Below are 17,384 nucleotides of genomic sequence, written 5' to 3'. Positions count from 1 at the left end.
TGAAGTGTCAGTGAATAGTGTTGGGCGTCATTACCCGGAACTTTTAAAGAAACGGAAACATTCTCAGGAGTATAATTTGCTGCTCCTATATTTACAATGCCCGCAGAAAGCATTATCCCTAAAAACAATCTTTTTAACCTCATATTCAATCTTCATTTTACTATTTTACATTTCAGGTCTTTCGGCTTCTATCGACGGAGAATTGCCGGCCACTGATGGCCATCCGTCTTTCCAGCTAACCTTATCCATCATCAGCACACGACCTCCGGGATTTTTAGTACTCACCGCATGATAGAACATCCAGTCATTACCTGCTTTATCCGTTACAATCTCTGAATTATGCCCGGTACCTACAAAAGCATCATTCTTATGAATTAATACTTCATGGTGGTTATCCAGCATCTTCTTACCACTCTTATCAACATAAGGTCCAAAAAGCTTCTTCGAACGACCTACAACTGTAGTATAAGTGCTCTTTAATCCTTCACAACAAGTACCTATGGATGCAAAGAAATAATAATAGCCATCTTTTTTATGAATATATGTTCCTTCATAGGCTGTTCCTGCTACCTGACGGAGTTTAGCACCTTTCTTTATAGAAAGTCCGTCATCCGACAGTTCAATACCATAAATTCCACGGAAGCTACCCCAGAAGAGATATTTCTTTCCTCCATCCTCTATATAGAAAGGATCAATAGAATTCTGCACATTGATTTCATTGCTACGGAACATTTTTCCATGATCTTTGAAGGGGCCTTCAGGCTTATCGGCAATAGCACATCCGATGCCACAAGTCCACTCGCCTCCCCAAACGGACATGGAATAATAAAGCACGTATTTATCACCTATTTTATTGATATCAGGAGCCCATAATCCTCCTTTGGGTTCAAAATTCGGACGGGTGCTTTTAGTAAAAGCAGTACCCACATACTCCCACTCCACCAAGTCTTTCGAACGATGAATAGGCAAGTTTCGAATATCTTCGGTGGCATACAAGTAATAGTAACCATCCTCCCCTTTGATAATAGAAGGATCAGGCAAACTATAGTTTATAACCGGATTCTGATAGCTCTTGACGGGCTTTTTCGCCATAAGCAAACAGCTTATGGCGAAAAAGGCTCCTATTAACAATATTTTCTGCATATATTCACTATTACTATTTACAAACCGGTGCTTCTGCTTCGGTAGATGGACTATTACCAGCAATTACTGGCCAATCATTCTCCCAAACAATCCGGTCAATCATCAAATAGCGTCCTTTACTTGGGGTGTGTCTGTCGTAACTGTGATATAATATCCACTCAGTACCTTCACTGTCTGTCACAATCTCCGAGTTATGACCCGGTCCTACAAAGCGATCATTAGCTCTGATAAGAACTTCATATTTATTATCAAGCATTGATTCTCCATTCTTATTCACGTACGGGCCTAAGAAAGAAGTAGAACGTCCGACAACAGTAGTATACGTACTCAACATTGAGTTACAACATGAACCTACAGATGCAAACATATAGTAATAATCACCACGCTTATGGATGTAAGGTGCTTCAAAAGCAGTACCCGCAACCTGTACTCTTTCTTTCTTAGCAGTTGCAATATCAGGATATACTCTCGTTCCGTCAGCATTCAGCTTTACTGCATACAAACCGTTGAAACTACCCCAAACCAGCCATTTCTGTCCATTATCCTCGAAGAAGCAAGGGTCGATAGAGTTTCTTACATCAATTTCACTTGAAGTGAACAGCTTTCCTTTTCCATCAACAGAGATATCCAGAGTAAAAGGGCCTTCGGGAGAATCTGCAGAAGCAATACCGATACCGGCAGTTGCAGGTTTACCCATGGCAGACATAGCATAATACAGGATAAATTTATCACCAACCTTTTCGATATCCGGCGCCCAGACAGCTGCACCTGATTCTGTAACGAATGTAGGTTTCTTTGCGAACATCGGGCCGCCATCTGTCCAATGAATCAAATCTTGCGACTTACGAATCACAGATGTATTGGTGGCATATACATAAAATGAATGATCATTTTCTTTCCAGATGGTAGGGTCACCTACACTGTAATCTGTCAGCGGATTAGAATAAGGATTCTTATAATTTGCATTTCCTTTATTATCATCGTCCGAGCAGGATGCCAAGGCTCCTGTCAGAGCCAAGGCAAACAAAATATACTTACTTCTCATTGTATTCTACTTATTTATATCTTTGTTCAAGTTCTTCTACCGGAATATTATCTTCATAACCATCATAACCATAATTCTGGTTAATGCGACCTTGTGTATTGGATTCTATGGCATTACGCGGAATCGGCCACAACACATGGTACGGTTTCATGATGAAAGCATTCGTTGAATAATAATATTCTTCTGCAAAGAAGTTGTTCTTCTCCATAACACGGTCATAATACCAGTTCTTCTCTGAAAAATTATTGAGAGAATATCCATCTACACCCTTTTCAGCTTTCAGGAAAGCGATACGGGTCAGTTCTGTCTTACGATGATCTTCCAGGAACAACTCTCTGGCTCTTTCATCCAGGATATCTTCCAATGTAACTGACGAAAATTCCGGAGCATTTACACGACGACGGATTGTATTCACATCAGCAGTAGCCAGATCATTCTTTCCTAACCACCAATATGCTTCAGCCCTGTTCAGATAAGTTTCTGCAAGACGGAAGATGTACTGGTCAGTGAAACCACCTACAGGCACTTTACCTCCGGCATTCGGATCATCTTTGTCAACCAAAACCTTTACGATCGGGAAAGAGAAGTAGCAACGCATGGTATCTGAACAATAAGCAGGATTTACCGGTTGGCCGAAATAAGTAGCACTGCCACCCTTTGAAGCCGGCAAATTGTAAGTGATACGTGATTTATCAAACCAGTTATTAGAGTTATGACGCATATCATCACCACAATTGCTCCACAATGAATACTGAGCATAGTTAGTAGGACGTATCTTAGCAAGACCTCTACCCAGTTCTTCCAATTGTTCATATCCGTCGTAGATTCCGGAAGCATCGGTTGTTCCATTCTTACCGTCCGGTGTCTTCATCTTACTTCCTGCATGCCATTGCGGCACGAAGTTACGTTTACGTTTTGAACCACTCGGAGAGGAACATCCATCCAAACCATAGATTTCCTGACCGATCATGATACCCTCTTTGTTTTCAACAAGGCTGATATTCTCTTCCTGGAACAGGTCATTGTATACATCTTTGGTTTTATCATCCATATTGATACCGAAACGCTCAGTCATCAGACGTAATCCGTAATTGTTGATGCATCGGGTAGTTGCGTCTACTGCCTGTTGGAAATCACCGGTAGCCAGACAAATCTTAGCCAGTAAGTGCTCACCTGCAGCTCTGCTCACAGCACCACGAATCACTTCCTGAGGTAACCATTGTACGGCATATTCCATATCTTTCTTGATATTTGCCAGAATGGTCTTACGAGAAACAGTATTAAAGTCCAGTTTTGCTCCGGTAATTTCTTCATTGATCCAAGGTATATCGCCAAATTGGTTTACCAACAAATAATACCAGTAAGCACGGTGGAAATATCCTTCTGCCAAACAAGCATTCCGGTCTTCTTCCGAAGCCATATCCGAAGCTTCAGGAGCACGGGTAATTACCGTATTGGCATATTTAATGCCATTCCATCCGAAAACCCAGTAACGCAAGTGCAGGTACATATTAGTTGTAGGAGTCAACTGAGTCACCATGTTATGGATTTCCTTCGTCTCAGGACCACCCATTACAGCCAGGTCAGACCAGGCATATTCATATACAGAATAGGTTTCACAGTTTCCGGAGTTGAATGCATCTCCGAACCATTCAAAATTCATCTGCTTACGGCAAAGGCGAAGCATGGTTTCCAAACCCGCTTTATCCACAAAAGTGTTCTCCGGCGTCAGAAACGACATCGCTTTGGGTTCAAGATCAACACAGGCTGAGAGACCGGCTGCTACCAAGCAAGTGGCCAGGCCTTTTAGTATATATTTCTTTGTTTTCATTTGAATATCTTTATTTAATTATTCGTTCTATCAGATTACAAGGTAATGTTCACGCCAAATGTCCAGATACGCGGAGTAATGGCTTTAGTCAGAGGATCAGATGTTCTCCATTTAGAGATAACGAATGCATTGTCCACATTGATACTGAATCTCAGGTTATCGATCATGAACTTATTGATCAACTTCTTCGGGAATGAATAAGACAATGCCATATTCTGCATTCTCACATAGTTTCTCTTTTCGTAGATATTCACACCCGGGCTATCAACGTTTGCACCCAGACGGGCATATTTGCTATTCGGATTCCACGGTGTCCAGTACTCAGTCCAAACAGAGTTTGAAGTATTGTAGAAACGGTTTGTTTCATTTCTCGGCAAGTTGTCGATATCCATCCAGCCAAACTCTCCACGCAGTACAAAAGAGAAGTCGATACATTTGAACAGAGTCAGGTTACTGCTCAGAGTCATACGATGTTTCGGAGTTTTTGTACCTAACCAAAGCTTATCATCTGTATTGATCTTACCGTCATTGTTAACGTCCAGCAATTTCGGGTCACCCGGTTGCTTACCATATTTTGCAGCTTCCAGTTCTTCACCCAGTTGCCATACGCCAATCCACTTATAATCGTAGATTTCATCGATAGCATGTCCGATATACCAGCCATTCTGAACGTCATCATCCTCACGTTGACCGATCACATTACCATCTGCATCCAATACATCAATCATATCACCATACAGGTGCTTGATTTCGTTCTTATTAGTAGAATAAGTAAATGTAGTACCCCAACGTACATTAGGAGTATTAATATTTATACTTGACAGAGTCAACTCAGCACCCTTGTTACCAATCTCTCCCAAGTTAGAAGCGATTGAACCATATCCTGAGATCTCAGGCATAGCACGGTCCATCAACAAGTCGTTTGTTTTGTTCTTATAAAGTTCTACCGAACCGGACAGTCTGTTGTTGAACAATCCGAAGTCAACACCAAAATTGAGACCGGTAGTAGTTTCCCATTTCAGGTCTCTGTTGGCCAAACCAGAAGGATATACACCTTTATAGTTTACACTATTCTGGATAACGTTGGTAATTGTCAATCTTGAAAAGGCTGCATAACGACCGATGTCACGGTTACCAGTCTGTCCCCAAGAGAGACGCAGTTTCAGGTTATCAATCCATTTTACATCTTTCAGGAACTTTTCTTCTGAAATACGCCATCCGGCAGCAACTGTAGAGAATACACCATAAGGATTGTTCTGTCCAAATGCAGAGAAACCATCACGACGTACAGAACCGGTCAACAAATAACGATCCATCAATGAATAGTTCAAACGCCACAACAAACCATTACCTGTTTGCATTTCATCATTTGAGCTGACAGTAGGAGTGATACCTGACTGAATAGCATGATAGCTCAGCGTACCATTAGGTTGGAAACCTTCATTATTTCCTGTGCTCTTCCAGTTCTGGTATTTTTCAGCAGTATATACAAAAGTGAAGTCAAAGTTATGAATTTTAGCAAAAGTACGATTCCATTTCAGCATATTGTCGATACTCCACTCGTAGTCAGAGTAGTCTTCACGTTTTGCTTTACCACCAGCTACTACACCCGGTTTGATATCAGAATCAAAATAATAGTCTTTTCTCCAACCATAGCGTATGTTGAAAGTAGTCTGCCATGTAAATCCAAACGGGAGAGTCAACTTACCATAAACACTTGAATTAAAATTCTGAGTTCTGTAATACTTATCGTCTACCGAACGGTTCAGCAACGGGTTAGCAATACGGTTATCATCCCAAGGTCTAACTTTGATACTTCCGTCAGCCTCATAAACATCACCGAAGGGGCTGGCTGCTTTAGCTGCACCGGTATCCGCTGAAATGTTATCCGTACCTTTATGAACGAACTGTGCATTCAAACCGATATTCAACCATTTTGTAATTTCAGTATCCAAGTTCACACGTGATCTTGAAGCACGGAACTGATCACCGACAACGATACCATCATTGTTAGTATAACCCAATGCTACATAATAATTGGTTCTTGCTGTCTTACCGGAAACAGATGCACTGTAATCTTGTCTCAAACCATTCTGGTAAACAAGGTCCATCCAGTCAACGAATTTGCCAGCCTTGTAGTTAGTAACTTCAATAGGATTGAATTCCAGACGTTGCATCCAGGTTTCAATGTAGTCACCGGAGAAAGAATTATCATAACCAGCCCATTGCTCACGAGAAACACCATCAGGCAAGTTATCAGGATTATCATAATATCCTAAACCTTTTTGTTGTTCACCCGGCTTAAAATAGTCGATTGTTTTGTAGTAGTCAGAACGTCTCTGCATGTACTGTTCTGCAGTAGGCATTTGAGGCATAAAGGTAGCTTGCGCCACACCGATCTTTGTACTTACATTAATAATCGGTTTTTCAGTAGAACCCTTTTTAGTGTTGATAAGAATAACACCCGCCGAACCTTTAGAACCGTAAACAGCAGTAGAGCTGGCGTCCTTCAGGATATCCATACTTTCTATATCATTCGGATTAATATCATCAATACTTCCGTAAAATATAACACCATCCAAAACGATCAAAGGAGAAGTACTGGCTTTCAATGACTGCTTACCACGGATCAGGAGTCCGGAAGCACCACCAGCTGCATTAGTAGAAGGAGTGATGTGTACACCGGGAACAGTACCAACCAAGAAATCGAGAGCATTCGTTGCAGCTCTATTCTTCGTCACTTCCTCGCCAATGTGTGCCACAGCACCTGTTACATCCTTTCTCTTCATTGTACCATAACCTACTACAACAACTTCATCCAGCAACTTAGAATCTTCAGCCATGGTGACATTCAGAGTTCTTGTGTTGGCATCAATTGTTTTTTCTATGGTTTGATAACCAATGAATGAGAATACCAAAGTAGACTTTTGCGCGGGAATGTTCAATGAATACTTACCGTCTAAATCGGTAATTGTTCCCAAAGCAGCATTACCTTTCACAGTAACGTTTACTCCAATAACTGTCTCGCCCGTAGCATCTTTAACAACACCCGTAACGATTCTGCCCGACTGGGCTTGAACATAAACTGTAGAAATCAGGAAGAGGAGTACCATCCTAACCCTTGCATCAGAAAAGAATCTTAAAATCTTTTGCTTCATAATATTAAATTTTAAAAAAATTGAAAGACTGCCTTGTGCTTCAAAGCAGGACAAAAGTAGAGAATCAATTAGAGAACGGGTGGTAAAGTTATCTCTAAAAAGAGAAAAAACGTCTCATTCTCGCAGTCAGAAGGCTATAAAACGGTGGTAGATACAAAATTATCAGTAATGAGACAAATATCTTATTTTGCAAAGTTTCATTTGTAATGAAATGTATCGATCTGTTTTAATCTGATAACACAAAATGCCCATTTCACCGTGTGCGAAATGGGCATCTTATACCTCACAGAGGTTAATGTTGAATATGAAAGAAAATAATGCTCTTATGAATAACTCTAATTAAGAGCCCGAATTATAAGTTCACCGGTTTTATTAGTAGCCGGTAATGTGATTTCTAACATTCCGGAATGCTCAGATCTGGATTTAACAGACTTACCATTGAACAATACTTCATACTTATATCCTGCATCCATGCAGACAATCATACAACGCTCATGGGCCTTTGTCGAATCGTCAAAAGAAATATCAGCCTTATATCCGGAGCAATTGCCATTGAACTCGCTCTTCGTAATCCATACCTCAAAGCCGGTAGAAACTTTACCCGGCTTATAGTAGGCAGCAAACCAGTTTAAAATAGGTGATGAAAGTCCGGAGAACTGGTGCCACCCTGCTCCTCTTCCCGAAGAGATAATGAAATGCTCGAACGTAAAATAGCTTGCTTCACATTCCTTTTCCCAATTATCCAGGGCTGTATGTGCCACCCGATAGGCTTCTTCTCCCTTACCCAAATCTAAAAGAGTTTTCCACATCACCCACTGATGGGGAAACCATACGGCACCATTCCAATACCCATCTACTTTATAATAAGGTGCAGACTGGTCTACCGTTGAAATGCCGACTTTTGTCCATAACTCATCAGGAGAAAACAAATGTCCCACCAGCCGATCTACCTGAGCCGGAGAACAGATACCTGCCGTCAGAGGAGTCACTCCATCCAGCCCCTTGTTGAAGTTCGACTGGTCTTTATACCGTAAGATTTCTTTCGCGTTCTCCAAGGAGTCATGGAGTACATATCCAAAATATCCGCTTTCTTCGTCCCAAGAGTAGGTTTGCAAAGCATTCGACAGTCGTTTGATTACCTGTTCATACTCCTTCATATCCTTTTTCAGTCCTAACTCCTTTGCCGCCAGGCGCAGTATCTTCGCAGCCCGCAGATAATAAGCTGAAGTAACTACAGGAGTTACCAGTTTATTCCCCCCACGTGCATGCTGGGGCGGATAATCGTCCCATCCACCGGAATTATAGAAATAATCCCAGGTACGAAGCAGACCGGAACCTTTCATTCGGGTAGTAGAGTAAGGATCGTTTCCGACCATAAAGTTAAAGAACTGTTTCAGTCGGGGATATAAGAATTCCAAGGTCTCACGTGACAGGCTATTGTTCCACAAATCAGCGTAAGCATACATCTGGATAGGCAGTGGAGTGCCATGATGAATAAAAGCCGATTCACTCCCTACCGGAGTTGTATAGGCCTTGATGCATTCGAAAGCCTTGGCCGGGTCCACATCAATCAGTCCCAATGCGATGAATCCGGAATCCCAGGTATAAAGACTATTCCAGTTCTTGCCCGGTGTGAAATGCCTGATATACTCTTTCTGTGTATAAACCGGATATACGATATTCGATAAAAGCGAGGCTTGTAGTAAACGATTTCCCAGAAGATACTTCTCTCCGCCCGGTAACACTTTGTCTTCAGGCTTTGCATCTTCTGTAGATTTAACCTGTGCAATCAGTTTATCCGGAGTCGAATGGAAATCCTGCAATTCCTGTTGTACCAATTCCTTATTTCCAGTACATACCAACATATAAATAGTCTGTGCCGAGTTAGGTTCCAGTACAACAGGTCTCAAAAAAGCATTGGCATAATGCCAGTTCCTGTCGCCAATCAGTCTTGACGATACATGATCGTGCACTTTTCTGCGAAAGAAAGATTCCAGCTCACCGTTCAGTATTTCCCGAACTTCCGAATGCTGATAGTTCCAAGCTACTCCATAATAGTTTTCACAGTCTTTGTACTTCAGGATGAAGTCTTTCTTGTTTTTACCTACTTCCATTGCAGGAGTAAAAGGTATCGGTGCACGGACTACATTTACATTGCTGATATCATCCGCATTCCCTATAAAGAACCCATCCAGACCGATTTCAACGGTACTACCCGAAATAAGTTCCAGTTTGTATTCTCCCGCCTTCTTATTCTGATAAGGAACTGATACAAAAGAGAATTCTCCCGTACCCCTCAGAGTAACAGCTTGTTCTACCAGTCCTTTCAACTGTAGTGCAGCATTCTCCCCTTTCTTTACCTTGAACCGGAGTCCTATGGCTCCGTTTTCCTGACCCGGAAAGATATTCACCCGATAGCTCAGGCGGTCACCTTTGCTCCTACCGAAGCCTCTCCCCAGAATCGAACCATCGAGAGACGAAGCACTACGTTCTTCATTCCGCTGCCATCCATCATATACCAGTCTGTATTGAGGCGATTTCCGAACAGGTTCATTCTCCGTATAATCAATGGCATTATACCATTTCAGCCGCGATGCTCCTGTAGCAGTTACCTGCGGATACGTCTCAGGATAGTCTATATAAGCCATCTGGTTCAGGACCAGATTCTGAGGCATTCCCGTATTGTTGACACAATGTATTCCGACCAGCGTACGGTTATCATCCAACACGTAATAAGTGACATCCGTATAAACCTTGTCTTTCCATTCCAATTCATACCTGTAAGTGATACGATTCACTTCCGGGTTTATCTCCCATGGATAGTAAGACGATTCAAACAGGACATGCGGCACCAACTGGCGATTCCGGTAATATCCGGGCATCACGGAGAAATCAAAACGTATTCCTTTACTCATATCAAGTATGTGCGAGATGCCTGCATAGCGTTTGGAATAAGGTCCCCATGCATGTAAGGACGCTATATCATGGCTGTCTGCCTGAGAGGGCGAAGCCCCCATACAGTGAAAAGCCATGAAAGCGACCAAAAATGTCATCAAATATCGTTTCATCTATCTATTATTTATTGCTTACTCCAACAAACAGATTGCAAAAACCATGTCACAAGATCACTCTTCAGTTCTTGTCGTTCCAACACTGCTGGCAGTTCATTATAACTTTTCCAGAAATCAGCGATCAAAGCGGGCATTTCGGACGGGGCATAGGTCACAGCTTCACTCAAACTTCCCATTTTACCGAACTCTTCTTTAAAGACAATGTACGAATTACGATATTTCAGTTGTTCCATACTCTTCGCAATTCTTCGGGAGGCTCCAAGAAGTCCGTTCATATCGACCTTTTCAGATGGATAAACAATCTTAACCACCTTTTCCTGATCGCAAGCCTGAGCTGGAATATCGATTAAAAGGGCAAAATCTTCACCTGAGTACCGGTATTTAGCCGGATGCCCATTCACCATAACAGACTGGGGAATGTAAGAAGAAAGCACCTTCACCTTAAACGAGCGGGCAAGGGGCATATCCTTATAAGCACCCTCACGTTTACCTATAACAAGTGTTTGTTCATTACCATTGCGGACAGAACTCAACTTAGTCACAGCATATTCGGATGCATAATTCTTATCATTACCATTATCTTCGTACAACTTGAACTCAGCAGTATCGCCACCACCAGGAAAAACTGTCACTGCCACCTCTTCGTCATTACCATTCAGGTTCATTACATTATCCAGATACATGGGCAATATGGCACCTGCCTTTATATAAATGGGGTATTCATCAACAGCAAAAGAGCGTTCCACAATCTGATTTCCTTTCAACAGAGCACCTGTATGCCATTCGTACCATTCACCTTCCGGCAACCATACACGAACCTGTGCATAACCATTCTCTATCGGAGCAGTGACCGGCGCAACCAACACATCATCTCCGAACATGTATTCATTCCGGAACTCATAGGCTTCCTTATTTTCCGGATAATCATAATACATGGGGCGGCAGAGTGAAATTCCGTCATCATACCCCTTGCGGGCCATCGTATAGATATAAGGAGCCATCACATAGCGTTGGCGAATCGTTTCACGAATGATGTCACAATACTCCTTGTTGAACACCCAAGGCTCTTTATTCAATTTCGCCCCTTTCTGAGAGTGCGTACGCATAATCGGACTTAATGCTCCGAATTGTAACCAGCGGGTGTACATTTCGGGATCTATCTGACTACCGATATGTCCTCCTAAGTCATGGCTCCAATAGCCATACAACACATTAGAGGCAGTAGAATTGAAATAAGGCTGAAAGTCCAATGATTTCCAGGAGATCACCGCATCACCGGAAAAGCCTACCTGATAACGATGGTTTCCTAATCCTCCCCAACGGTGATACAGCATCGGGCGAGTCTCCCGGCGCTTTTCCATATCACTAAAGAATGCGTAATTGATCCACCATGTATTACTCAGATTCTTCATCTTCGGATCAAACATTCCCTGTTGCCAGTCCAACCACCAGAAATCTACGCCATCTTTCTCCATCGGACCCAGTATATTCTTAAACATATTCCGGATGAACTTTTTATCGGAATTAACCCAGGGGATCGTCTTCTTTGTCTCAGGATCGACACCCATGTCTTTCGCCATCTCCGTATAGTTTTCTTCGTATGCAGCCACTCCGTCTGCCGGATGCAGATTGAGAGTAATTTTCAGGTCATTCTGCTTCAGATATTTCAGGAAACCTTGGGGATTCGGAAATAAATCCCTGTTCCAAGTCCAGCCGGTCCAGCCTCCCTTACCTTTCTCAGTATAATGCCAGTCCATATCTACCACCAACACATCCAAAGGAATCTGATAAGTATTAAAATTATCAATCAGATTACGGAACTCTTTATCAGAATACAACCAATAGCGCGACCACCAATAGCCAAACGCATAACGGGGAGGCAACGGCATCTTACCTGCAAAGAGAGTGTAGTCTTTCAGAGCTTGCTTGTAATCATGCCCATAAGCCATGAAATACCAGTCCTGTCCTCCATTGGCGGGACGTTCTTTCGCCCACTCCCAATCCGGATCGTTATCGAACAGAAGTCCTTGTGAATCATCAATAAAAGACCAACCGTCGGTAGCCAGCAAACCATCTTCCAATTTCAGCTGTTCCCCTTTCTTGGTATCAGCTACCCAGGTTTGAGTTTGCGTTTCACCATCCATTCCGTCCAGAGTGCGGTAAGTGCCTTTCAGATTTCCTTTTTGCTGCATTCCGGGCTTCCAAGTGAATGGAAATGCCCCTTTCACCGCTTCAATTACCAGATTATCTCCGGTAAACTGACCACTGTCTTTTTTATAACGCATCCTCATCTTAGAAGTCGTTATTTCAATCCACGCCCCTTTTGACTTTAGCTTGTAGTCTACATCCGGATAGAGGCGGTTCACCGCAACAAAAGATTTGTTATCCACAAATTTACCGTCTGGAGCATACTCCAAACGGAGTGTTCCATCTGAGATAACCGTAAAGCGCACATTGTTGTCAGCATATGCTATGTTCTGATGCATATCCTGAGCTCCCAACGATAACAAGATACCTTGTAACATACAAAAGGCAAGTATTAACTTTTTCATCATAGTAATATTGATATTTATGTGAATCAGGGGTTAAATAATGATTCATCGTATATTTCATCAGTTAACAATTATACTTACAAAAAATTCGTAAGTTTCTTCTTTTCCTGCAGCTACTTTTCCGACTCGTTGAATGAATCTGATTCAGTCAGGGACTGAATGCCTTTCACTCACTGACTGAATGCCATTCAGTCCCTGACTCATTGTACCCCCATCCAGAAGGTATCTGAGAGGGAGTAGAAAAGGTGACAAGACAAGAAATAAAAATTACGCACAAAAAGCATAGATTGATTCATTTTTATCGGGTTATGAACAAAATGTGATAAGGTGGTAGGGGGGATAGGGTGATAGAGTGGTAGAGTGATAAGGTGATAGCGGGATAACGCCCTGTAATATATAGCGCAGCCACTTTATCACCTCATCACTCTATCACTCTACCACCTTATCACTCTTTTATTCCTTTCTGGTAGGTTGCGGTCCCATATAAGAACGCTTCATACCACCAAAGTCCAATACAACCTTCTGCAAAACGGTTCCGGCATCTCCACAGATGATTTTCACTGTATGCTTGCCCGGCTTGTCTATATGAAGGGTCGTCTTATTGATTCTGCAATTCTTCAATACGCTCTCATACCAGATCTGAGCATATTCAAAGGAAGAAGTAGACGGAGTCATAACCGGACCTTCATCGATACATACGCCATATTTGGTCTCAACGTTGGTTGCTTCATGTCCGGCATATCCTCTATCCTTGCTTATGGGGAAGGTAGGAAGTACATAGGTGTAAACATCTACCGATCCCTGTTCAAAAGTATAGAAATCATATTCCAGACGCGGTGTATTACGTCCTGCCGTACGCTGTGCCTTTGCCATAGGATTACCCAACTGAACAGCTGTATTCTCAAATCCCAGGTTCGGAATCACAATCATCTTAATATCATCATTCTCTACTTTACGGTGGAAACTTGCCGCATCCATCGCAACATACCCATTGTTCTCTACAAACAGAGTGTCCATTTCGGCCAATGAAGGAGATGTAGGATTAAAGACGGAGATATAAACACTTTCTTTCTCACCACGGTCGGACATAATATCCAATGTACCAAGAATTCTCTCACCAGCCGGAACCTTTGTCCAGTCGATGGAAACTTCGATACGCTCTTCGGTAGCTGTCTCTCCGGACTTCTTGTTTACCAAAATCCAATCGTTTGTTACAGATGTTTTCCATTTCAACGGAGTAGCACCTTTATTGAATACATCTACATAGTAAGATTGGCGCAGGTAAGTATTGAAACATGGCAATGAATGGAAGCTTTGCAGACCTTTCAACACAGCCTCACCCTCGGCCATTACACCCAGAGAGGCTGCAGGAGCCAGTTCAACATCTCTCAACTTCGGAAGTTCAAAATAAGCAGCCGCAAATCCTTGCTTCATGGTCATCACATGATTCCATTTACCGTCGAGCAGTGAGTTATAGCCTTTGGTTATAACTTCCAGACTGTCATAACAAGCTTTTGCTGATTTCTCCAAATTCTTAGCCGATGCTCTTTGCTGAATAGCATACCAACGGTTTCTTTGTCCGTCCAGTACCATTCTGTTCAACAGTTCGCATCCCTTGACCGGATAATATAATGACTGATAGAAACATGCTTTCTGTTTCTCATCGGACATATTATTCAGAATATTCTCTACGATACCTCCAATACGGCGATATTCGCTCAGACGGTTGTCTACTTCACGATAGTTGGTCAGTGAGAAATCCGTATCCGTATTCCGTTCTTTTCCATGCTTATCAGTCGTCCACTGGTAGCCCCATCCCATGAATTCGGGTTTACGTGCAAAAGCCAGCTTATAGAAAGAATTGACTACATCCTGATATTCGTTACGGTATTGGTCGCCCAACATACCACACAACCATTCTGTACGATAATTGGCTGCTCTTTCAAAGTTGAAAGCATCAATATCGAAAGCCATTGTCAGAAAGTAATCCACTGCAAATTCACATGACTTAATGTCACCTGCATTCAGCAACCAGATGCGGTCGGCTGTTGCATCGTAGGCTTTACGAAGTTCTTCGTACATCAATGTAGGAGAAACCGTATTCATCCAAAGGTGATCGTGAGGCTTGCCAAGATAAGAAGAGTGGTAATATACACCCGAACGCCCCGAACGTTTCTGTTCTTTCGGGCTGCTCAGACGTTTCATATAACCGTAGTTATCATCCGGCCAAATGATAGTTACATCATCCGGAAGTTCCAGACCTTCATCATATACGTCCAGTACCTCTTTGTAAGGAGTAAATGCCTGGGGAATTTCTTCTCCCGGTTTACCGATTGCATCGATCAACATCTGTCTTTGCGCCATCAGAGCTTCCTGAAGCATATCTTTTCTATCACCCATATCATTGCTTGCGTTCATGGCTCTGTCATGCAGTCCGCGCAATGCCAGCGTATATACATTTTCAAAAGGAGCGCATTCCTTCACACGGACATTGAGCACACTGTCTACACCTTTTTTATTATTGATGTAATCCCATTCGCCCATCTTATCGCGTTTCCATTCACTTGCCGTATTAAACAATAGCGGTTCGCAGTGGGAAGCTCCCATTAGGATAGCAAAGCGGTCTGCAACCACTCTATTCTCAGGAATGCGGTGGAATGCCATAGATGCATCGTGCATAGCCGGACACAAATAGTTAGCCTGAAGACGAAGCAAAAGCTCACAAACCTTGGCATAAGTCCGGGGACCGAAATTGCCCAATTCTTTCTCAAAGTTATCTCTTGACCAACGGTAAAGTCCCCAGTCTTCGTCATTGATGAAGATACCTCTGTACTTCACTGTAGGCTCTTTAGAAATATACTTGTCTACTTTCAGGTGTAACTGGTCTTTCTTTATGATAGGAGCATCCGCCCACCAGTACCAGGGAGACACACCAATAGTTCTCGATACAGAAAGCAGCCCGTAAGCAGTACCTCTGCGGTCGCTACCTACAATTACCAACGCCTTGTCCACACCCGGAAGCGGATTGCGCACAAGCTGTACCAGATAGCTTTCCCAACGATTCTTCAAAGGTTCTACATCCAGTTTCTTCTTTGCAACCATTTGGTCGATCCACTCATTATGCCCCAAGGTACCGATGATAATACAGTTCTTTTGAGGCGCTTCTTTGGTAGTAGCAACGCCCAAAAGCTGTCCACTCACCTCTTTCACATCATTTGCAAATAGTCCTGCCGTAGTCTTTACAACTTCAAAATCTTTTGCGTCATAGTACACGCAGGCTTTATCCTTCTTGCCAACGAGACTAAACACGTTGGATCCGCTACTATTCTGTGATAGCGAAACCTGAGCCAGTGCTGCCGAGGAACTCAGCAGCAACATGCCTCCTAATAAAATACATTTAAAAATTCTCATGCTTTATCGATAATTATGAATTATTTCTCCATCAAGGCAACTACACACCAAAGGTAAGGACCTTGTGCATGAAAATCACCGGTACGACGCGGACGGTCGTAATAGTATTGTTTGTCGTTCTTCTTATTGGTACCTACACAAATCTCTCTTACCTGATTCTTCTCGGTCAGATAATTCACTAAAGCCATCCATGCCTTGCGAGCTGCGGGCGCATACTCTTTAGCATCCAGCCAACCGTTCTTTACACCCGTAATAAAAGCAAAAGTAAACATAGCAGAACCTGATGTTTCAGTCCAGCATTCAGGATCATCCAACAACTGGTTCCACAATCCTTCCGGATTCTGATATTCCTTCAGACTCTTCATCATAGTCAGGTAACCTTCCATGATGCGGGGACGGTCTTTGTGATTCTTGGGTAAATAGCGAAGTAACTCTGCCATACCTGCTGCCATCCATCCGTTTCCGCGTCCCCAGTAGAAGGGCACATCCGGTGCATGATAGAAGAGACCGTTGGGACGTTGTAATTCATCCAGATACATCACCATTTCTTTGGCTGCACGATCTATATATTTGCTATCATTGGTCACTTTGTAGGCATGCGTCTGCACAATAGTAATCATGTACATATCGTCAATCCAGAGGCGTGTTTGCCATGAATAGCCTTTCTCCGCCCATGCTTTCTCATCAGGCTTTGCATCTTCGGGAACTTCCCATTGAGTATCAGCATAAGGTAATCCCACTTCCTTATAACGTTCATCCTTTGTTACCCAATAAAGTTCCAGAGGCAAGCTACCGAACATATTCAGATCGACATGATTCTTGATAGGCAACAATGCCTTTTCAGTAGTAAACAAATGCTCAAACCGGGCTTGCAAAAGCTTGATAAGTGCTTTATCTTTAGCTGCTGCCGCATATTTAAGAGAACCGTTCCAATAGAAGGTTTCGGGATAACCAATCCATTTTCCGGCATGTAATGCATGTTTCTCGGTTACAAAACGATAGGAAATGCGTCGGCCGATTTCATCGGGGGTATACCCTTCAGGGAAATTCTTCAGAAGACTCTTCTGAGCAATTAATAACTGGAAAGGAAGTAATAATAATAACAATGTAAATACTTTCTTGTACATAACAATTTGGGTTCTATCTGTTAAAACTATAATAATTCACACTCAC

The 17,384-nt window shown here is 42.6% G+C and carries 8 protein-coding genes; all 8 read right to left on the bottom strand.

Features of this window, described 5'->3' with window-relative positions; all coding sequences use genetic code 11:
- Positions 1 to 165 precede the first annotated feature (165 nt).
- Positions 166 to 1,092, bottom strand: a complete 927-nt coding sequence (locus DWW10_RS24720; RefSeq protein WP_022393282.1) for a family 43 glycosylhydrolase — start codon at positions 1,090 to 1,092, stop codon at positions 166 to 168.
- A 64-nt stretch (positions 1,093 to 1,156) separates the two neighbouring features.
- Positions 1,157 to 2,188, bottom strand: coding sequence for a family 43 glycosylhydrolase (locus DWW10_RS24715; protein ID WP_118223948.1), 1,032 nt, complete (start codon positions 2,186 to 2,188; stop codon positions 1,157 to 1,159).
- A gap of 10 nt (positions 2,189 to 2,198) precedes the next feature.
- On the bottom strand, positions 2,199 to 4,019 hold the full coding sequence (locus DWW10_RS24710) for a RagB/SusD family nutrient uptake outer membrane protein (protein ID WP_118422417.1): 1,821 nt from the start codon (positions 4,017 to 4,019) through the stop codon (positions 2,199 to 2,201).
- Between the two features lie 35 nt (positions 4,020 to 4,054).
- A complete protein-coding gene (locus DWW10_RS24705; protein WP_118422416.1) occupies positions 4,055 to 7,177 on the bottom strand; it encodes a SusC/RagA family TonB-linked outer membrane protein in 3,123 nt (1,040 codons plus the stop codon).
- 335 nt (positions 7,178 to 7,512) lie between these two features.
- Positions 7,513 to 10,245, bottom strand: coding sequence for an MGH1-like glycoside hydrolase domain-containing protein (locus tag DWW10_RS24700; RefSeq protein ID WP_118422415.1), 2,733 nt, complete (start codon positions 10,243 to 10,245; stop codon positions 7,513 to 7,515).
- 11 nt (positions 10,246 to 10,256) lie between these two features.
- On the bottom strand, positions 10,257 to 12,803 hold the full coding sequence (locus DWW10_RS24695; RefSeq protein WP_118422414.1) for a glycoside hydrolase family 31 protein: 2,547 nt from the start codon (positions 12,801 to 12,803) through the stop codon (positions 10,257 to 10,259).
- Between the two features lie 450 nt (positions 12,804 to 13,253).
- Positions 13,254 to 16,211: a glycosyl hydrolase 115 family protein gene (locus DWW10_RS24690; protein WP_022392926.1), complete on the bottom strand. Its 2,958-nt coding sequence runs from the start codon at positions 16,209 to 16,211 to the stop codon at positions 13,254 to 13,256.
- A gap of 20 nt (positions 16,212 to 16,231) precedes the next feature.
- Positions 16,232 to 17,338, bottom strand: coding sequence for a glycoside hydrolase family 88/105 protein (locus DWW10_RS24685; RefSeq protein ID WP_022392927.1), 1,107 nt, complete (start codon positions 17,336 to 17,338; stop codon positions 16,232 to 16,234).
- Positions 17,339 to 17,384: the final 46 nt, after the last annotated feature.

The sequence above is a fragment of the Bacteroides intestinalis genome (assembly GCF_003464595.1).
Lineage (GTDB): Bacteria > Bacteroidota > Bacteroidia > Bacteroidales > Bacteroidaceae > Bacteroides > Bacteroides intestinalis_A.
Note: the sequence above shows the minus strand (reverse complement) of the source record. Positions and strands in the feature narration are given on the sequence as shown.